Origin of the sequence: Methylobacter sp. BlB1 (assembly GCF_015476545.1) — a bacterium.
In the GTDB taxonomy this organism is placed as follows: domain Bacteria; phylum Pseudomonadota; class Gammaproteobacteria; order Methylococcales; family Methylomonadaceae; genus Methylobacter.
Window position 1 is genome coordinate 1 of record NZ_JADMKV010000073.1, and the last position, 19,321, is coordinate 19,321.

18 protein-coding genes are annotated in these 19,321 nt (G+C 50.6%); 13 read left to right on the top strand and 5 right to left on the bottom strand.

Annotation, left to right across the window (positions count from 1 at the left end; genetic code table 11):
* Positions 1 to 78: 78 nt before the first annotated feature.
* From IT781_RS19125 to IT781_RS19140, 4 genes are all read right to left on the bottom strand, one after another.
* A complete protein-coding gene (locus tag IT781_RS19125) occupies positions 79 to 804 on the bottom strand; it encodes a hypothetical protein (RefSeq protein WP_194971778.1) in 726 nt (241 codons plus the stop codon).
* A 411-nt stretch (positions 805 to 1,215) separates the two neighbouring features.
* Positions 1,216 to 2,016 carry a hypothetical protein gene (locus tag IT781_RS19130; protein ID WP_194971779.1) on the bottom strand — a complete coding sequence of 267 codons (801 nt, stop codon included), beginning with the start codon at positions 2,014 to 2,016 and terminating at the stop codon, positions 1,216 to 1,218.
* 64 nt (positions 2,017 to 2,080) lie between these two features.
* On the bottom strand, positions 2,081 to 2,491 hold the full coding sequence (locus tag IT781_RS19135; protein ID WP_194971780.1) for a hypothetical protein: 411 nt from the start codon (positions 2,489 to 2,491) through the stop codon (positions 2,081 to 2,083).
* 563 nt (positions 2,492 to 3,054) lie between these two features.
* Positions 3,055 to 3,195, bottom strand: coding sequence for a hypothetical protein (locus IT781_RS19140; RefSeq protein ID WP_194971781.1), 141 nt, complete (start codon positions 3,193 to 3,195; stop codon positions 3,055 to 3,057).
* Between the two features lie 874 nt (positions 3,196 to 4,069).
* Here IT781_RS19140 and IT781_RS19145 point away from each other — a divergent pair.
* From IT781_RS19145 to IT781_RS19155, 4 genes are all read left to right on the top strand, one after another.
* Entirely contained in the window at positions 4,070 to 4,381 is a 312-nt protein-coding gene (locus tag IT781_RS19145) for a hypothetical protein (protein ID WP_194971782.1), read from the top strand.
* Between the two features lie 192 nt (positions 4,382 to 4,573).
* Positions 4,574 to 4,705: a hypothetical protein gene (locus tag IT781_RS22665; RefSeq protein WP_255528727.1), complete on the top strand. Its 132-nt coding sequence runs from the start codon at positions 4,574 to 4,576 to the stop codon at positions 4,703 to 4,705.
* Positions 4,706 to 5,198: 493 nt separating this feature from the next.
* The gene (locus IT781_RS19150) at positions 5,199 to 7,064 is read left to right on the top strand and encodes a serine hydrolase (protein ID WP_194971783.1); all 1,866 of its coding nucleotides are present in this window, start codon (positions 5,199 to 5,201) and stop codon (positions 7,062 to 7,064) included.
* A 125-nt stretch (positions 7,065 to 7,189) separates the two neighbouring features.
* Complete coding sequence (locus tag IT781_RS19155) at positions 7,190 to 7,870, top strand: IS6 family transposase (RefSeq protein WP_194971784.1); 681 nt, start codon at positions 7,190 to 7,192, stop codon at positions 7,868 to 7,870.
* A gap of 160 nt (positions 7,871 to 8,030) precedes the next feature.
* Here IT781_RS19155 and IT781_RS19160 read toward each other — a convergent pair whose 3' ends face one another.
* The gene (locus IT781_RS19160) at positions 8,031 to 8,651 is read right to left on the bottom strand and encodes a VPLPA-CTERM sorting domain-containing protein (RefSeq protein WP_194971785.1); all 621 of its coding nucleotides are present in this window, start codon (positions 8,649 to 8,651) and stop codon (positions 8,031 to 8,033) included.
* A gap of 341 nt (positions 8,652 to 8,992) precedes the next feature.
* On the opposite strand from IT781_RS19160, the gene IT781_RS19165 reads away from it, so the two are divergent.
* The 9 genes from IT781_RS19165 to IT781_RS19205 all read left to right on the top strand — a co-directional run.
* Entirely contained in the window at positions 8,993 to 9,583 is a 591-nt protein-coding gene (locus IT781_RS19165; RefSeq protein ID WP_194971786.1) for a hypothetical protein, read from the top strand.
* Between the two features lie 249 nt (positions 9,584 to 9,832).
* Complete coding sequence (locus tag IT781_RS19170; RefSeq protein ID WP_194971787.1) at positions 9,833 to 10,423, top strand: hypothetical protein; 591 nt, start codon at positions 9,833 to 9,835, stop codon at positions 10,421 to 10,423.
* Positions 10,424 to 10,434: 11 nt separating this feature from the next.
* A complete protein-coding gene (locus IT781_RS19175) occupies positions 10,435 to 11,055 on the top strand; it encodes a hypothetical protein (protein ID WP_194971788.1) in 621 nt (206 codons plus the stop codon).
* Between the two features lie 333 nt (positions 11,056 to 11,388).
* Positions 11,389 to 12,291, top strand: a complete 903-nt coding sequence (locus tag IT781_RS19180; RefSeq protein ID WP_194971789.1) for a DNA-binding protein — start codon at positions 11,389 to 11,391, stop codon at positions 12,289 to 12,291.
* 185 nt (positions 12,292 to 12,476) lie between these two features.
* Positions 12,477 to 12,887 (top strand): NUDIX hydrolase, encoded by a 411-nt coding sequence (locus IT781_RS19185; RefSeq protein ID WP_194971790.1) that lies wholly within the window; start codon positions 12,477 to 12,479, stop codon positions 12,885 to 12,887.
* A 496-nt stretch (positions 12,888 to 13,383) separates the two neighbouring features.
* On the top strand, positions 13,384 to 14,790 hold the full coding sequence (locus IT781_RS19190) for an MBOAT family protein (protein ID WP_194971791.1): 1,407 nt from the start codon (positions 13,384 to 13,386) through the stop codon (positions 14,788 to 14,790).
* Positions 14,762 to 15,850 carry a hypothetical protein gene (locus tag IT781_RS19195; RefSeq protein ID WP_194971792.1) on the top strand — a complete coding sequence of 363 codons (1,089 nt, stop codon included), beginning with the start codon at positions 14,762 to 14,764 and terminating at the stop codon, positions 15,848 to 15,850. Before IT781_RS19190 ends, IT781_RS19195 begins: the two co-directional genes overlap by 29 nt.
* Entirely contained in the window at positions 15,847 to 16,299 is a 453-nt protein-coding gene (locus IT781_RS19200) for a hypothetical protein (protein WP_194971793.1), read from the top strand. The genes IT781_RS19195 and IT781_RS19200 overlap by 4 nt, the downstream gene beginning before the upstream one ends.
* Positions 16,300 to 16,314: 15 nt before the next feature.
* On the top strand, positions 16,315 to 19,321 hold a 3,007-nt coding region (locus tag IT781_RS19205), incomplete at its 3' end, for a DUF6531 domain-containing protein (protein ID WP_194971794.1).

A 19,321-nucleotide genomic window follows, 5' to 3' on the forward strand; every position in this document is an offset into this window, starting at 1 on the left:
ACCGGTTCAGATTGTGGTTCGCTTTGCTCACACAATCTAACCTTATTCGTTAGGCCACAAATTCTATTGGTGTGCAATTTAATTTTCTGATCTAGTGAAAAAGCGGTTTTCTCTCAAATTTGATAAATACGCATCTAATGTGGTTTCGCTGCTTTCCGATATTGGGTTTAGGCGGCTAAGGATTGACTGCGGGATGACTGTTTTGTCGAACTCCTTTTTCCCGTCCTTGCCGCAAAGAGTTTGCCTCATTAGCTCGTTTAAAGCTTCTCGTTGAGTAGCTTCTAGTTTTGTAAGACCATTTTGAATTATGTTCAAAACGGCTTGACCGAAGGAAACGGCCTCTGAGTTAATTGGTATGTAGCCTTTGTGGACTACTTTGTTTCTTAGTTCAACCTGATTCTTTGGGAGCAGAATGGGTGATTGCTTATAGAGAAGTAGGTGAGCGAAAACGTATGCCCCCAGCTGCCTTTCTGATTGCCTGGACATCTCTTTCCAAGCGATATCGAACGCTTCGGAGGGAATGGAACTTGTAATGCCCGCGGCTTCCAAGAAGAATTCAAAATAACGCTCTAGGCTGGCTGCAAAAGACGTTATGGCTTCTCTGTTGTACCCGTCAATGATTGCGTGCGCGCCAATTTCGAATAAAAGCTCATGGCGGTAAAAATATAGTTGCGTAGCTGTTTTGTGGCCTCTTGTACACTCAAACTCGTAATTGCCGTCATCTTGAAGCTCTTGTGAATTTAATCTTTCTTCGCCGATTGTGGCAGGTGCACCGCACTTCGGGCAGTTGATGGGTACGTACATTTCGATCGACCTTGCTGCTTGCATTCGGGCCACTTCGTCTAGTTGTGTGGCCTAACAAGTAATTGAATAGTTTTCTATATATCATCCACGATTACCGCATTCTGGGCAATAAATTCAGCGCATACCTTCAAAACACTAACGGTATATCTTCTCGCTCGGATGATATATGGCTTCTTCCTATCTTATCGATTGCCTGTTATCCCATAATAACCAGTCACTCAAACAATTGTGATAAAAGATCGATTTGGGTCGATTTTACCCTTTCAATACTGACCGCTCACTAGTGCCATTTCCAGCCTGTCCATAAGTATTTTCGAAGGCAGCTATAAGTCACAAATTGTTCGCTCAATGCCTAAGTTCATCGGTGCATGAGGCATCCGCGTGCAACGGCCAGTTTGTTAGCCAGCATTGCTAGAAGTTACTCGGTAGTGCCGCTTGCTCACCCCAAGCATAGAGTTCTTTGCCCAGTATGCACTCAAGGAAGCGGATGGTCGTGTGATACTTGATGGCTGCAGAACTGGTGAAGTCATTTTTTGCAGCGTACGACGCGGCTTTCTCTCGCAGGAACTTGAAGCCAAGAATATCGTTGGGGAACTCCGGAGCATTCCATTGAGAGTACGGCTTATCGACCTCCCCAATCATTGCGGATGAGTACCAGGAGCGGAGCTTAATAAATGGATTCAGAAGCAGAACTCCATCCTCCCGCTTTGACCACACTTTCTCCCCGGCAAATGCGTCGATAACCCCTGGCTCCTTAGCTTCATAGGGCCTCCATGCTGAAGGCATGATCGTGATTCCTATCCACTTCTCGCTCTGCTCTGCTTTGTAGGCTTCTACTAGTGCCTTGCCGAAATAGACTTGATGACGACCTGTGGAGTCAAAGTTAACCTCAAACTCACCGAAGGAGATTGCGCCCCTTGCTGGGATACCGGCGGCCAGCAGCGCAGATAGAACCATTCCGCCGATAGCATAGATGTCGAGAAATGCCCAATTGCCATACCCTTTGGGCTCTTGATAAAAAATGAAGGTGTCTGAAAAGTAAATGGTCTTGAAGAGCCCATTTAGTTCTTCCCATCGCCCAAAAGCCTTCAGCGCGTTATCGATAACTGCATAGATTTCTTGGGTACCTTTGGTTTCGACCAGTTCGCTGAAACCAAGAATGTCTAGGAACAGCAGGTATCGGCCTTGGCTGAGCTCGGTGTCTGTTTTCATGATGGCTACCGGTTGAATTAACCGGCGCGCTTTAGCGCGTCCGTGTTGAATGAAAGGTTAGGTGTCACTCGTCTTCGCTTCTGAACCCAAGCGCCTTCCGAATAGCAGTCACGCACTTGGCCGCGCCGTCATAATCTGTCGTGTTGGAAAAGCCGATGAGATTTGTCGAAGCGTGCTTTGGTGATTGCCCCTTGCATTTCAGCCACCACTTGTACCAGAAAGGAAGTTCCTCGATACAGGCGGCTAGTTCGGCCGAGTGGCGCCGATTTGAGGTAATGCGATCTTCGTAAAGTTTTTGCATCCGGCTGTTTAACCCCTCGGCGTTGACAACTTGTGCATAAAAGATCAAATCAGAGAACACCTTCGATCGGAGTTCTCGGTATTGCAGGATTGGCTTCATACAGAAGGTAGTAAACCAGTAGCCAATCGCACCTGAAGCGACTCCAATTAGCACTGAAATCAATTTCTCATCCATACTGTATTGAACCCTAACAAGTAGTTCTCTAGATCTGCATATTTTACATTCTGGGCAACAGTATCAAAACAATTTTTCTGAGAATGTTATGGTTCTAAACGGGATGACGTATATAATTTTCACGATAAACAGATCTTGATAACTTCAATACTTATATTTGCAGTTGCCTTACTCAAGCCACTCAGCAACTGGCCGCTATACCGCTAATTGACGCCATTCAAAAAATTCGATTGAAAGACTGCAAAGTGTCGATAGCACCTGTTCGCCCTTCTCAAAAGCCGACATTCACCACTCGTTCATTAAAGTAAAGTTGTAACTCTTGGTATCTAATAAAACAATCACATAGGCTCAGGCGTTTACAACTTTGCTTTAAAATTCTTGAACTAAAACGGTAAGCAAAATGAGGATTAAAGCCATTTTGTAACGCCCATCGCGGACTTGCAATGTCTACTATGACATTGAGCTTGAACATTGATCTCGCATGGCGCCTGGCCTGGACACGCACAGACCCGTCTGGATGCTTGGCTGAAGTCAGGCCGTTTACAACTTTATTTTAATTCCAATTACACTTTTACTTTAACAAAGGATTGTAAATTTTGGGCACTTTTCTGGCCTTTCACTAAGCCAATAAACACATCAATCTGAATATCACTCGCTGCCGCAGCAGAGGCCGAGATAGTCAACGCCTGGGCGATAGACCTCATCGAACCCCCCAGGCAAAACTCAATAGCGCCCGTTTGCTTTCCCAAAATCAAAACCGGCCGTATTTTTTCATTAGGGGTGTCGCTGGCTTTCTCATTGATCGGGCACCGTTTTCACTTTTTGTGTCATTCGACACAAGTCCTTGATTTCAGACTCTAAATCGCTGTGTAGAGGTAATAAAGTTTGAAGCCTAGGAATAAAGTTTGAAGACTAATGTTCTCAGGTTGCTCAAGAAACTCGACTGTAAAAAAAACAGAGGGGGGCAGAGAAATAGGCTGCTCAGGGTGGATTGGCAACCGCGTGTCGAATTTTGGCCAGAAGAGAAAAGGGCAGGGCATGGCCTCATCGCGGGCTAAGCTTCAAACTTTATTACTAAGCTTCAAACTTTATTCCTAGGCTTCAAGCTTTATTCCTTCTGCACAATCGCTCCAAGAATGCCGCCGGTCGGGTTTTGCCCGTTAGTGATGATAAGCGCAGTAATCCTCACTATAGCCTATAAGCCATGAACTATTTCAGCGAATCACTAAAAAATTTTTTCAATTTTCTGGACCATTACCCCGGAAACGGGTGTTTTCAGAAAAGGGGAGGACTATTATCCAGAGTGAACTTTATTCATTGATAGACTTCTGGCAGCAGATTTACCCATACTTCGCACAAGGTCACGACGATGGCAGTAATTAGACTAAATAGTAATCACACGAATAGAAATCCAACCCAAAGTATGAACAATAGACCAAAGTAGCGGAAATCTAACTTGGCACAACATCAATAATTGATTACTGCACAACTAGGACGACTAACTAGGTTGCGCTTCGTTGGCAGTCAGTTACATGGCACGTTGAGCGTTAAGAGATTTCGAGATTAGGAGGTAGTCAAATGGCTATGAAATCTTCTACAGTATCCCTCGTTGCGATGACTCTATTGACCTCGCTTACCGCAGCCACGGCCAATGCGTCATGCGATGACCGGCCTGGAACGCCGACTGGCGTGACGGCTCGAGTCACATCGCATAGCCCGCCAATGATCCAAGTAAGGTGGACCAATACTGCTACTGAGACTGTCTTCTGGGATGTGGAGATGACGGACGAGCAGGGGAATATAGCAGAGGCATTGCCGGCTGGATCGGCAGGGGAGACACAGGTGTTGGTCTGCCGATCGAGAACACATACACTGTGCCGGCTGGAGTAACACGCTGCTTTAGAGTTAAGGCTCGTACGGAACGGCATACGGAGGGATGCGTATCGAGAGATTGGTCGAACCGCGCTTGTGCGACGACCACAAATTGTTCGTTCGGTCCTGACACCTGTATCCAAGGTTTCGTTTGGCGAGAAGCGAGACCTAATGATCACGTGTGCGTGCCAGTGAGACCCGTCGATGTGCGTGCGCAAACACGTAGCGACAATGCTCAAGCAGCCGCACGACGTAGTCCAGCTGGGGGAGCGTTTGGGCCAGATACTTGCCTTTCAGGCTTCGTCTGGCGAGAAGCTTTTCCAGGCGATCATGTTTGTGTAACGCCAGAAACAAGGGCGCAAGCGGCTCGGGACAACAGTCTGGCAAGTGCAAGGGATGCATGCCCATAAGGCGTAGCGGCCTGAAACAGAAATCGCAAGACCTGCAAATATCCGCCCTTTTCGACACGAATTAATTACCAATTTGCGACCTGAGGTCGCTTGGAGAAGTTGTTTCCACAAGGCGATTGGAAACCACCCGTGTCATCGGGTGAATCTAGGGGCATGAACCAAGAACTGCCCTAACAACGTAACGAAGCATGACGGTAGTCGTGCAGGATGTCAATCGTGAGAGGCGTACCCTCCTGGTAACTACAAGCCAGGTAAGTGCCAGATAGCTGGTACGGTGAAGATTGTAGAGGTCATCCGAATATGGTCAGGGATATGGTCGACAAATTGCTGCATTGATTGCGGTTATTGTAATCTTTTGGCTCGGTTCCGGTGATCGCATGGCTGTACTTTTTTATAGCCTCATTAGACCGAAAAAGGAGAGACATATGGCACATATATGGCAAGCGCGTTACAGACTGTTTCGCGAAGACTATGAAGCGGAAATCAACAATCTGTCCAATCAGGGATACCGTCTCATCGATATATGTGGGTATGGGTTCTACGGAGTCGATAATTATGCCGCGATCTGGGAACGATCTCCCGGCCCTGCCTGGGTAGAAAGACATCTCCTGCCCCAACAGGAACATCAACAGGAGTCCGAAGCGCTCAGAGAACAAGGATTCCGGCCAGTGTGTGTCAGCGGCTATGAAGTTAGCGGAATAGCACACTACGCCTCGCTCTGGGAACAGAGCCCTGGTCCTGCTTTCGCAGCCTTCCATCACATTACCGCAGCGCAGATGCAGGCTAACACTGATGCGCTCCGACAACAAGGGTTTCGCCCCATTGATGTTTGCGGGTATGTCGCTCAAGGGCAGGTACTTTTTACCGCAATTTGGGAGCAGTCCCCAATGGAGCAATGGGAGATTCGTCATAACCTCACAGAATCACAGTTCATAAACATACATACCGTAAATACCCTTGTTGGGTTTATAGCAAAACGCATCAGCAGCTACGAATTTATGGGGCAACGCCTTTATGCGGCGATTTGGGAGAAAAATGGTCATGGAAATGAACCAGAAATCACATGGATATCAGACTATGATTTGGGATTAACGGACATTCAGAGAAATTTCGACGCGATGGTCAAGCGTGGATTTAGTCCGGTCAAGGTCAATGTAGCAGAACGATTGAGTGGCGACGATCCGCGATTCTCAACAATCTGGCACAAGCCGCATCTATCGCTTGCCGATGAGGAGTTCATCGATAATTCATTGCGAGTATTTATGACCGACCATAGCGTTCCTGGCGCATCGGTGGCGCTGACGCATCGAGGGCGCCTTGTGTTTGCCCGTGGATACGGCGTTGCCGACACGTCGGGCACTCCGGTTACCACGAACCATCTCTTCCGCATTGCAAGCATTTCAAAGCCAATCACTGCTGTAGCTATTTTCAAATTAATCGAAGCAGACCAGCTTCAACTTGACAGCCGCGTTTTCGGCGCTAATGCCATCCTTGGTACCACCTACGGCACGCCGCAGCCAACAGCGAGCGGTTATAAGCCCAATATCGACATGATCACAGTTCAGCATCTATTGGAGCACACAAGTGGCTGGCCAAGGACAGACGATCCCATGTTCGGCAGCCTCAATCTCGACCATGCCGGACTAATCACTCTTATGCTTGACCGTGGACTGACCACAGTACCGGGCAGCACATTTGACTATCTCAACTTCGGCTACTGCGTGTTAGGGCGAATTATTGAGCGATTGTCGGGCCGCTCCTACGCCGACTACGTTAAACGACACGTGCTTACGCCATGCGGTATCTCAGACATGCACATTGCCGGCGACACGCTGACCGATCGCCGGGTAAACGAGGTTGTCTACTTTCCCCAGAGTGGCAATCCATATGGCATTCGGGTATCCAGAATGGATGCGCATGGCGGCTGGATTGCATCCGCAACGGATCTCGTCCGGTTTCTAGTTAGTGTAGATGGATTCGCTACGAAGCCGGATATACTAGCCTCTAGTACAATAGCGACCATGACTACACCAACTACAGCGCTCCCTCCAACCGACATAGTCAGGTACGCGAAGGGCTGGTGGACCCATGTCGAGGGCAATCGTTGGCATGATGGTTCTTTGCCAGGTACGGCTTCGATTCTCCTCCGTAGCTATCATGAATATTGTTGGGCTATCTTGGCCAACTCTCGTAGAGATGGGCTACTTGATCCGATGTATCGTGATCTTGACAGATTAATGTGGAATGTCACACGACAAATTACTGATTGGCCGGCATTTGATTTGTTTTGAATGTAATCGATGAGCAATACCGAGCAATCATTGCCAACTGTCACAAAACTGGCTCTGTTGCATTAGTTGGTAATGGTCATTTCCGATAAGCTATACGCCCATCAACGATCTTTCAATGAACCAACATGATTAACTTCAAAGGACACCGATTTGAAAAGGACTTCATCCTGCCTTGTGTACGCTGGTACTTAGCCTATCCGCTCAGCTACCGGAATCTGGAAGAGATGATGACAGAGCGCGGCGTCGAAGTCGACCATTCCAGCATTTACCGCTGGGTCCAGAAGTTCACACCGAAGCTGGAAGCCGCATTCCGGAAAGAGCGGAAGAGTCCGGTCAATAAGAGTTGGCGGGTCGACGAAACCTACATCAAAATCAAAGGCCAGTGGAGGTATCTCTACCGTGCTGTCGATCGGGATGGCCAAACCATTGACTTCCTGCTCACTGCCCGTCGCGACAAGAAAGCCGCTCTGCGCTTTTTCAGGAAGGCCGTAAGGCAGCATGGTCTTCCGGACAAGGTCACGATCGATAAGAGCGGTGCCAACACGGCCGCTATCGAGGCGCTTCAGGAGGAAACTGGCCAAGCCATCGAAATCCGCCAGAGCAAGTATCTGAACAATCTCATCGAACAGGACCACCGGGCCATCAAACGCATTATTCGACCGATGCTCGGATTCAAGTCCTTTCGTTCGGCCCAAATTACCCTGCAAGGCATTGAGCTGATGCATAGGATTAAGAAAGGCCAGATGGCTTCTGACCATAATCAAAATCTGTCTGCCGCAGGACAATTTTATTCATTGGCTGCCTAAAATCAGTTTGGCATAGCCAAGTTGTGATTGACGGAAATTAATGCAACAACCGGCAATAGCGGTCGCGTGATTTTTGCTGCTTGCTTGGGCTGGGAGGCCCAAAACAAGCTTTCGCAAAAATAGCGACTCCCCGGAGAGTCTAAAAACTATATTTCTGCGTTTAGACGGTTTTACGACGTTTGGCGAAAGATAGCAAACCGGCCAAGCCGCTACCAAACAGCCAAACGGCGCCAGGTACCGGCACAGGGGACGTTGAATTGGCCAGGCTGGCTATGGCGAGTCCATTAGAGAAGGAAATTTTGTTGGCCAATCCTTCATGATAGGTCAGGTTGTCTATGGCGAAAAAATTAGAGAAGGAAATTTTGTCGATCAATCCATCATAACCTGATGCCAGCCAGTTTAGTTCTGTGAGTTCGCTGTGTGCCTCAATCTGTGCGCTGTAGACCAATTGATCCTGATAATACAGCGAATAACTGGTTTGACCACTACCGTTGGGTATCCAGGAGTCAAAGTACGTGCCCTCGAACACGACCGGCTCCTGATCGAAGCTCAGCTCTTGGCCCATACCGATATAGAGATAATGGCCCAATATCGGATCATAGACAAAAGGGTTGGGTTGGGGTGCGAGACCGAATCCATCCCAGCCCGAGATGCCGCCGTAGCCTTGGCTAATCCAGAGGTCGGGACCGGTGTCTTCGAACGTGACCACGGTCGAGGCATGTGCCGACGTCATGCCGGACAATGAAACAGCCAAAATGCCGGTCAATAAAGATAATTTCATGTTCACTCCTTGTGAGCTTTGGGTCTAACATTAACGATAAGTGTTCATTTTAAATGAATGGGAATGCAGAAAACGAGAATAATAACGTGATGGCGTTCACATTTATGAAAATAAACCTTACGGAATATAGATAAATATCAGAATTCGGCTATGTCTGTCCATTGGATTTAGGTAGCAGTGGAATGGTCAAGCCCGGTTAATCAGAGCGAGACCAGAAAAGGTAGGTTGTAGTGCAGGCAACAGGCAAACCGTAACTCATCCAGCGCTTGACCTGTTAGAATGGTCGCTATCCGCGCCTTGGGTTATACCTTAAATTATAGAGATTGATGGATGATAAAAAGATGTCTGATAAATCAGCAAAAATGACAAATTTCACGTTCGCGGACGGAAGTTCCGCTATCGCCGAAGATCAAATCGAAGGCATCCTGATTAATCCGCTGCTGCCGCCGGACTTCTATTCGACGCCTGTCGCCGAGCGGTCTCAGGCGCACATGGAGCGCTGGTATCAGGTGCCATTTATCCTGCATACCGTGTGGGATACCGATCTTTCCCCTACCGGCCATCAATACGAGGTTCGCTGCCTGGACGAAGCCAGTATTTACCAACCGTCTATCTGGGGCGTTTTTGTAACGCTGGAGGAGGCGCTGACGTGCGCGATGAACAGGCCAGAGAGTAAGCACAGGCCCAACCAGGCCACAAGTGCTGTCCTGCCCATGTTCGTGTCCACCAACGCCGAATTCGAGCGAATCCGCGGCAGCGTGCAGGCCCGTTACAACTTGCTGATGCGCTCGATCCGCAAGCATCACCGGCTATTGCCTGACAGCAATATCTGCTCAGGCTGCTCTCAGGATCTGACCTATTTGGTTTTTACCGGACAGGTCGAGTGCTGCTTTGCCGACGGGTTCAATGACGAAGCACTCCTCGACGACTGAGAGCGATGCGGCGCGCCGGCCCATTGACAAGGGTTAACGATACTCTATGCTTTAATACGGCTATGGGAGTTCCCGAAAATAACCAATACCGGGGAACTGCCGTCCTTAACAGTTATGAAGCTCCCATAGTCTCCTTCAAGACTTTCCCAACCCGATAACCAGTCCTTCACCTAAGCCTCCGCGCATATCCCCTTGCATTTTCATAAAGCCGTGAGAGAGTTGATGGCATAGCGAAAAAAGGAGGATTTTATGCCCTTAAAATTGGCTTGGCTGCTGGTGGCGGCCGCCATCGGCCTGTCAGGTTGTACGGCGGCGCAGCGCTTTGCCCTGAAGACTCATTACGAACTGGACGAGTGCGCCATGCAGCGCATGTCGGCAAGCAAATTCAACGGCCAGCAGGGCTATCTACAGGCCCATCATGAATGCCACTACCTCGTGAATCTGCAAAAGTTCAGGGCCCTGGAGCTGGCTGAGCGTCAGGAAGCTGAGGATGCCCGGCGACGCCAGGACCCGCTGGCTGCCTATCCAGAGGCCTGCTGGGAAGTGGTCAAAAATCAGCATATCGACCATGACTTTCCGGAACTGCGGCGGCCGGATACCGGGCTGCGTGGCGACATGATGGCCCGGTATCGTAATCAGGCAGCACTGGAAAAACGGAATGCCCAGTTCAACATCTGGCCCGCCAACTTGGCGGAACTGAGCACCGAGCAGCTGATCGAGGCCCAGGAATTAATGGCCAGGTCTTCGGTGGTCGGCGAAGACACGCTCTGCTCCCCATGGGCTTATCGCGAGCTCGAGTCCATTATCGGCCGGGCCATCAGGAAAAGAAAGCCACACTAAAGGAGACAACGATGCACAGAATCCACAAAACCGTCATGGCGGCGCTCGCCTTAGGCTTGCAGGCCTGCGTTCCCTACTACAACACCCAGGATACCCTGAAGACGCTGGCTGTGGCCGAGTGCGCGGACGCGCGCCGCGACAGTTCGGCTTTCAATCGCCGCAAAAGCACCCAGCTTGTCCAACAGGAATGTGAGCAGTTCCTGCTGCTGGACAGGGACTACCAGCGCAGCCAGAACAAGAAATTCCATGCCCATCCACGGCTGACCTATAACGATGAGCAGGCCTATTTCGACGACGAAGCCTGGTCGCTGGTCATTGAGCGCCTGCGTGAGACGCATTATCCGCATTACCTGCCGCCTGAACAGGAAGTGGCGCTGGCCCACCAGAAAAACACCCAGCAGGCCGCGCTGGAGGATCGCTCATTGCGGCGGGACTACACACCCCGACTGTTGCCTGTCAGCCCGTACCTGATGAACTATCGGGAACTGGGATGGGCTACGGAAGCCATTGACCGGCTCATCTACAAGTTCCGGGCCGATGAGAAGATACGGGGCAAGCTGGCTGCCATCAGCGTCATCGTCATCAACGAACGGCAGAAAAAAGATCCCTTTCTTTACCGGCGGCGCTATTAAATAGCATGCTTTTCAGCTCATGAGTGTTTCAGCACAAATGCTCCCATCAGTCCATGGGATCGGAAAAAAGGCAAAAAAAGCCCCGAATGGGCTAATAAGCGAGAAAGATTAATGCAACATCAAGAGCCGCCTGGATCCGTCCTGTAGGCTCTAGCGCAGATATTACACTTGTTTTGTTACAGTTTGATAAATGCCAGGCAAAAACGGATCATTCAAGAGAGCAATTTGGTCTATTACGATAATTACGGTAATTACATATTTATCGTAATTACTCTTGTTCGGCTGTAATGCTGTGTTATACTGAGCTCTTCATTCATTTTAGAGGTCTATACCATGGCGACCCCACGTTTAACCGAAGAAGACGTTCATGAAGCTTGCGCTGAGCTGGCTGGCCGGGGCGAGCGTCCCACCGCTCTGACGCTGTTACAGTATCTGGGCCGGGGCAGCCTGACCACGATCACCAAGCACCTGAACAGCTGGAACGCTACTGACGAGGCCAAAGCCATCGGTGTGGAAGCGCTGCCGGCCGTGGTGGAATTGCCGTCTGAACTGGTCAAGGATGGCGAAGGCCTGATCAAGCGGATCTGGGCCGTCGCCAAGGGCCTCGCGGACGAGGAGTTGGACATCCAGCGCGAGGCGCTGAGGCAGGCGGAGATCGCCAACCAGGCGAAAGTCGAGGAGGCGTTCAAGTTCTCCGAGGCCCAGGCGCAGCAGATTGAGCAGCTGGACGATGCCTTCATGTCACTCAAAAAACAACTCGATGACGCGCACGCCGAATGGCGTCAAGCCTCTGCCGACTTGCTCGAGGCCCAGAAAACCATCGTGGCGGTGTCGAAAGATAACGACCAGCTCCGGCATGAAATCAGTGACCTGAGGAGCCAGCTGGCCGCCGCCGCTCAGGAAAAACAGGCACTGCTGCAAAAGCACGAAACCGCGCTCGGCCAGAAAGACGCCGAGCTCCGTTCCCTCGACAACGAGGTTCACAAACTGCAGGCTTCGCTGGCGTCAACCGGTGAAGCCAATGACCAGTTAAAGGCGGAACTCAAGAACTGCACGTCCGAGCTGTCGAAGCGGGTGATCGAATGGGAAAAGCTGAATGTGCGCTACCAGGCGGCCACCGATGAACTGAAAACGGCGAAAGAAGGGTTAAAAGCCGCCAATAAGACCGCTTCCGAAGCGGAAAAGCAGGTAGCCCATCTGGAAGGACAACTGGCGGTTTACCAAGCACGGACTTGACGGGCAAGCCGCTGGCATAAGCAGGCTGGTGGACGTCAATATACGTCACTTGGCACCTACGCCAGTTGGTCGCACCGTCACTCTGCATAAACGTAGCCTATAATCCTATGGACAAACGGAACTGTGCGAAAAGCCACACAGCTCAGTTAGCCTCACATTAGTCGCCATAAAGGGAATATCAAGCCATGTTCACACCTAGAGTCGGAGTTGGAGTGCTCGTCATTGAGAATGGATGCGTACTACTTGGAAAACGAAAAGGATCGCACGGCGCCGGAACGTGGTCTGCGCCCGGTGGTCATCTTGAGTATGGGGAGTCGATCGAGAATTGTGCTGAACGCGAAGTACTGGAAGAAACCGGCCTTAGAATCCGCGAACTTCAGCATGGCCCATTCACAAACAATGTATTTGAAGCCGATCAGAAACACTATGTGACTGTCTTCGTGCTGGCAAAACGAGAATCAGGCGTGGTCGAAACGAGAGAGCCGGAAAAGTGTGAAGGCTGGGAATGGTTCGATTGGTCCAATCTACCCGAACCGCTGTTTCCGCCGCTGGAAGCATTACGCCATCAAGGCTTCACTTTGTCGGATGACTCTTGATCCCAGACAATAAATGTCAGTAATAGAAAAGGTCAAAATTATGAGTCCAAACATCCATCAAGCCAGTCTCCAAGACTTCGCCCATCTCCCGGCGCTCATCTTCAAATTGGCCCGAATACTTCAGACGCAATACTATAAACAATCAGAAATTGAAACAGCGTTGGAGTTAGTGTGCGGCATAGAAAGAGAAAGTCTCGTAGTCACTGTATTGATTTGAAGGGCGAGCCCAACGAAATCGGCGGCGCTTGGGGGGAGGGGATTGGCCGAGCGGCACGGCTGGAAACCAAGGCTCAATTATGTCAATGATATAATATGCTTTTCCTAAACAGAAAAGCACAGCCATTTTTTCACCTCGCTCGCAGCCTCCAGTCTGTCATCTCATCCCGAAACGGCGCTGTCAAAGCGAAAGACCGTCTAAAACCGCGTTTTTCGACCCGACAGACCTTGCACAGAAGCATTAACATAACGGCCTTGTTCCCTTCGTTTTGGCCGCCTTATGCTGTTTAATTCACCTGAATTCATCTTTTTTTTCCTGCCGTTCGCCATCGCCGGCTGGTGGGGCTTGCAAGCCCTGCAACGCGAGCAGGACGCGCAGCGGCTCGTGATCCTCTGCTCGATCTATTTCTACGGCTGGTGGGATACGCGCTACGTGCCCTTGCTGATCGGCAACGCCGTCGGCAACTTCTATCTGGGCCAGGCCATTGCGAAAACCCGGTCCCGGGCGCTGCTGATTGCCGGCTTGCTCTACAACATCGGCCTGCTCGGCTATTTCAAGTACGCCGATTTCTTTCTGGAAAACTGGAATCAGGCGACCGGCTCGGCCTACCCGACGCTCCAGCTGGTTTTGCCGTTGGGGCTGTCGTTTTTCACCTTTCAAGTCATCGCCTATTTGGTGGATTGCTACAAGGGTCAGGTCGAGGACTTCGATCTGAGCCGCTTCGCGTTCTCGATTTCATTCTTCCCGCACCTGATTGCCGGCCCGATCCTGCATTATTCGGACGTCATGCCGCAGCTGCGCGAGCGCGTGGCCTTTGACGCCCGGCAGTTCTCCCAGGGCCTGTTCCTGTTCGCGGTCGGCCTGTTTAAGAAAAGCGTCATCGCCGACCGCATCGCCGAGCACGTCGATCCGCTGTTTGCGGCCGATAGTGTCCTGTCGTTCTTCGAAGCCTGGGTGGCTGCGATCGGCTATGGCCTGCAGATCTATTTCGACTTCTCCGGCTACTCGGACATGGCCATCGGCATCGGCCTGCTGTTCGGCATTATCCTGCCGCAGAACTTCAATTCCCCTTACCAGGCGGTCAGCATCGCCGACTTCTGGCAGCGCTGGCACAGGACGCTGTCCCGGTTCCTGCGCGACTACATCTATATCCCGCTGGGTGGCAACCGCCACGGCTTTGTGAGGGGCTTGCTGGCGGCGGCCCTTACCATGGTCATCGGCGGCTTCTGGCATGGGGCGGCCTGGACCTTCGTGCTGTGGGGCATGCTGCACGGACTGTTCATCGGCCTGCACCGGCTCTGGATGAAAACCGGCCTGCGCTTAGCTGAGCCGGTAGCTGTGGCGGTGACGTTCCTGGCTGTCAGCGTGGCCTGGGTCCTGTTCCGTGCCGAATCGGTCGCTCAGGCTTTGTCCCTCTGGCAAGGCATGCTGGGGCTAAACGGCATGGTCCTGCCGAGCATCGCCGCAGGGCTTTGTCAGTCCTGCGCCCAGACGACCCTGATTACGGGCATCGAACTGATCTGGGGCGGCATCTTGCTGGCGGTCTGCCTGACCTATGCCAACGCCCAGCAGGCGGCCCAGCAACTGGAACCGAACCTCAAAAATCTGGCTTATTTTTCCACTCTTTTATTTTCCAGCATCTGGTTGGCAGGCGCTCATGACAGCTTCATCTATTGGCAGTTTTAATGTTTACTGGAAAGCGGCCCTGGTGGCTGGCGGTCTTGCCGCCTGGTCGTTGCCGGTCTGGAACGTCGTCGTCAATCCGTATCAGGTCTTCAAGGCCAAGTATTCCATCGGCGAGCGCTATACGGCGTCCACGACCAACGAGCGCTTCCTGAAGGTGGAATACCTGCTGAACGAGGCCCAAGCCCGGTCGCCGGCAACGCCCGGCGCCATTGCGGCCCGCATCAACAACGGCAATGAGGCCGGAAATCCATCGGCTCGGCCGCTGCCTGATGCTTTTATCGTCGGCTCCTCGATCATGGGCCTGATGGATCCCGGGCTGGTGAACCGATACTTCCCGGACCGGCATTTTTACAATCTGGCGTTCCTGGCCGCGAAGCCGGACGAGATCCTGGCCTCCTTGCAGGCCCTGAAGCGCGGCGGCGTGCCGATCAAGACGCTGGTCTACGGCCTGGAGCCGATCGCATTCACGGACCGTAAAACCTATGGTCCCGCCTATTGGCTGCATCCGGAAACGGGTGGGCCAAGCCGGCAGCGGGTCGCTTTCGATTACTTGTTCGCACCGAGTTTGGCGGATGGCCTCAGCCGCTTGGTCACAGCGATCGGCGGCCAACCGTCCGTGCGCTATGACATCGAAGGCACGGGGCGCTATGTTCTGGAACGCTATGACCGCGAGATTAAAGCCGATCACGCGGCCTTCATGCGCCGGCAGTTTCCCGTCGATGCCCAGCCTGTCGTCGCGCCGCCGTGGATCGAAAGCCGCTTCGAGGATTTCCATAAGCTGGTTCAGTGGCTGAAGGAGGAACAGGTCGAGACAAGATTCTATTTGAATCCGCTGCATCCGTATGTCATCAATGCTTACGGGGAGAACCGGTTGGCCGCATTCAAGGCGAAAATCGCCGGCATCACAGGGCAGGGGCTTGAGGATTGCACGCAGTTACTGAACCGTGACGATGTTAACCAGCAATTCTATGACTACAAGCATTTCCTACCGGAAAAAGCCAACTTGGTCATAAGCTGCGGACTACAAAAAGATCAATCAAATTTCAAGGGATTACTGTGAAACTAAATAAAGTCATTGCTTGTTTTTTAGCAATATGGATGCTACCCGCGCATGCTTATGATCCAAGCGTAGCGCCAGCTGTTAATGGGCTTCATCTTAACGATGATTACAACCAGATCGTCTCGACACTTGGAAGTGGAGAAATTTTACCAATGGAACCAGGTGTCTTCTCGCTAATTTATGGGTTATCAGGGCTTTCTATGATCCTCAGTGAACAATCTGGAGTAAGCAAGATTGAGCAGATTGAATCGTCTTCTACCGCACATTCTATCTTGGGCGTCTCTGTTGGCAACAGCAAGGAAGATATTGAGCGCCTTGTTGGTACATTGACTGTGTCTGGAATGGACGCGACAAATACAGCCTCATTGTACGGCAAAGGTTGGATTGTGCATTTCATCTTTGATGATCAAAATATTTTGCAGCGTTTTGCATTGGTTAAATTAAAGTAATTAAGGGACTCATATATGACTTCTGCCATTTCAAAACGCTGCTTTTTCTTGATAGTTTTACTATTTTTAGTTCTCACAACCCCCGCAAACGCTACCAGCTACCGATTCTTCCCAACCGGATCGCTTGCAGAGGCACAATCCTTGTGTCTGTCGAGGGAATCCTATCAGCCAATCTCTGACTGCCAGAATTATGGCTCTCGCATCGTCAATCAATGTCGATTGTCCTGCGATACCTGGGAATCTTATGCCACCGGTGTTAAATATTGCTACGGTGTCGAATGGCAGTTCGTATGGCAGCCTGATAATACCTGTGACATGATCGAACAATACATCGATCACTACACCTATCCGGTTACAAACTGCCCACCTGAAACGACCTATATAGGCCCAGGCCCAACCGATTGCGTTACCTCAACATCACTGAACGAATCTGGAGTCAATATTACAAGTATCGGACCGGAAAACAGTTCAACCCGGGCGGATGGGCAAGAGAGTGGATGTTCTGGAAGTCAATCGGCAGCAGTCCCTTTACCGGCACCGGAAGGATCGCAACGAGGAAATCCATGCGATGCTGCTAACGGCAACAAATATATGGAACGTGAAGATTTTGTCGGAGGCGACGGCGTTCCAACATTTACCCGTTACTACAATAGCTACGAAACACGAGTGGGCAGCTTGGGATCAGGCTGGACTCATAATCACAGCATGCGATTGGAAAAGGTCAGCGATACTATTCTTCATGTTGTACGCGGTAGCGGCCGAGCCGAAAGTTTCGCCAAAAACCCAGATCAAACCTGGATAGGAGGAATAGGGACTCGCTATCGATTGACGGAAGATCCGGCAACGCATGAGCTTACATTGACTCACAGGGACGGTAGCTTTGAAAAATACGACCCATTAGGGAATTTGACTGCAAAAAGCGATAGCCAAGGCCGTCTCACTCATTATTCCTACTTTAACAACCGATTAAAGACAGTAACGGGACCATACGGACATACACTCAACTTTACATACCTGTCTTCCGGTCTTCTCGGCAAGATACAAATTCCATCAGGAAAATATCTGGTTTTCACATACAGCAACAACAACCTGACAAGCGTTACCCATCCATCGGATGGAACCATACCTCTGAAAGAAACCTATCACTACGAAGATTCCAACTTCCCGCACCACTTGACTGGAATTACTGACGAAAACAACGTACGGTTCGCCACTTATGCTTACGATGAAACCGGGCGTACTATTTCGACTGAACATGCTGGTGGTGCCGAAAAATTTACATTTTCCTACGGGGAAAATGAGACGGTTGTCACTGACGCCGACAACTACTCTGAGACACTGGCTTTCGAGAGCATTGCCGGAATCAAAAAGGTAAAATCGGTGTTGTCGCAAACAGACAATAAAACTTTGCTGCAAAGTTTTGATACTGCCGGGCGATTAAAGCAAATTACAGATCCAAACAACACGGTAACCAAGTACGCTTACAATACGGCTGGACAATTTACCGCGATTACGGAAGCGTTTGGGAAACCAGAGGAGAGAGAAACAACCATCGGTTATATTTCTCCCGATATTGATCTCCCGGTAACCATAACCTATCCCAGTGTCTTAGCAGGACACAGTAAAAGCGCAACCTTCGGTTACAGTCAATCTGGAGTAAATCTTCTAACATCTATCACGATTGACGGGTACAAGCCAAACGGAGCGACTGTTCAGCGATCGACAGCATTCTCATACGACAACGATGGTCGAGTTCTATCCATGAACGGGCCTCGTACAGATATCTCAGACGTTACCACATTCACCTATAACAGCTGCTCGACCGGGCAGGGATGCGGGCAATTGGCGACGATGACCAATGCCCTTGGACAGACAACGACTTTCAACAGCTACGACAATAACGGTCGGCTGACTCAATTTACCAATCCTGCAGGAACGGTCGTTAATCTGGCTTACAATGCGCGCGGGCAATTGGTCACACGAACTGAATCGCATGGCGTCATGAACAGAATTTGGACGTATGATTACGCGAAAACCGGCTTGCCGTCGAAAATCACGGATCCAGATGGCGTTTATGTCAACTTTGCCTATAACGTAGCGCATCAACTCATATCGGTAACCGACACCCTCGGGCATTCATTACAATTCGGATACGACAATCGCGGCAACCGCAACATCATCGACAACAAAGAGGCTTCCAATAATTTGTTGACGCATACGCAATTGCTGTTCGATCACCGCGGTCGGCCGACCTCGATCGCAACTGGCATCTCAATCATTCAAAAGCTTTGGGACGCCGTTGGAAATCTATTGTCCGAAACGGACGCCAATAATCATGAAACAAACTGGACTTATGATCCTTTCGGAAACGTCAAGACGATTACCAACGCTCTGCTTGACGAATCTGTAATCGATCACGATATCGCCGATCACTTGGTAAGCCATGACGCTCCGAACGGCGCCGGTACCGAGTTTGTCTATGACGACCTTGGAAATCTGCTGAAAGAAATCAGCGCTGATCGAGGAACAACGGAATACGCTTACGATTCCGTCGGCAACTTGATCTCGAGTACCGATGCCAACAACAATTCAGTTTCATTCGTTTATGACGCACTGAATCGGATCAAAGAAATTCAATACCCGAACACCAGCGAAAACATCGTTTACGCCTATGACACTTGCCGAATTGGAGAGCTTTGCAGTGCCGATGATGCGTCAGGATTAACCAATTTCCATTACGACAACTTTGGGCGGGTTCAAGAAACCGTTTTTGATGCGAATAACGGTTCGAGTTACACCACCGGTTATAGCTGGACGGAGGGCGACCGGCTTTCCGGAATGACCTACCCGGGCGGCCGGCAGGTCGGCTATGGGCGCAATGCGAATGGATTGATCCAAAGCGTAACCACCACGATCAACGGCCAGCCTCTCAACGTCCTGAGCAATCGACTCTACCGCGGCGATGGCCAATGGAGTGAAGAAACCTTCGGCAACGGCCTGATTCAAACGAGGCTGTACGATG

Excerpts from the sequence above, each read along its gene's own strand:
- IT781_RS19170 (WP_194971787.1), top strand. The coding sequence starts at position 9,833 with ATGCCCTTAAAATTGGCTTGGCTGCTGGTGGCGGCCGCCATCGGCCTG.
- IT781_RS19180 (WP_194971789.1), top strand. The coding sequence starts at position 11,389 with ATGGCGACCCCACGTTTAACCGAAGAAGACGTTCATGAAGCTTGCGCT.
- IT781_RS19150 (WP_194971783.1), top strand. The coding sequence starts at position 5,199 with ATGGCACATATATGGCAAGCGCGTTACAGACTGTTTCGCGAAGACTAT.
- IT781_RS19185 (WP_194971790.1), top strand. The coding sequence starts at position 12,477 with ATGTTCACACCTAGAGTCGGAGTTGGAGTGCTCGTCATTGAGAATGGA.
- IT781_RS19195 (WP_194971792.1), top strand. The coding sequence starts at position 14,762 with ATGACAGCTTCATCTATTGGCAGTTTTAATGTTTACTGGAAAGCGGCC.
- IT781_RS19145 (WP_194971782.1), top strand. The coding sequence starts at position 4,070 with ATGGCTATGAAATCTTCTACAGTATCCCTCGTTGCGATGACTCTATTG.
- IT781_RS19175 (WP_194971788.1), top strand. The coding sequence starts at position 10,435 with ATGCACAGAATCCACAAAACCGTCATGGCGGCGCTCGCCTTAGGCTTG.
- IT781_RS19140 (WP_194971781.1), bottom strand. The coding sequence starts at position 3,195 with ATGAGGTCTATCGCCCAGGCGTTGACTATCTCGGCCTCTGCTGCGGCA.
- IT781_RS19190 (WP_194971791.1), top strand. The coding sequence starts at position 13,384 with ATGCTGTTTAATTCACCTGAATTCATCTTTTTTTTCCTGCCGTTCGCC.
- IT781_RS19125 (WP_194971778.1), bottom strand. The coding sequence starts at position 804 with ATGTACGTACCCATCAACTGCCCGAAGTGCGGTGCACCTGCCACAATC.
- IT781_RS19165 (WP_194971786.1), top strand. The coding sequence starts at position 8,993 with ATGTCTGATAAATCAGCAAAAATGACAAATTTCACGTTCGCGGACGGA.
- IT781_RS19135 (WP_194971780.1), bottom strand. The coding sequence starts at position 2,491 with ATGGATGAGAAATTGATTTCAGTGCTAATTGGAGTCGCTTCAGGTGCG.
- IT781_RS19160 (WP_194971785.1), bottom strand. The coding sequence starts at position 8,651 with ATGAAATTATCTTTATTGACCGGCATTTTGGCTGTTTCATTGTCCGGC.
- IT781_RS19130 (WP_194971779.1), bottom strand. The coding sequence starts at position 2,016 with ATGAAAACAGACACCGAGCTCAGCCAAGGCCGATACCTGCTGTTCCTA.
- IT781_RS19155 (WP_194971784.1), top strand. The coding sequence starts at position 7,190 with ATGATTAACTTCAAAGGACACCGATTTGAAAAGGACTTCATCCTGCCT.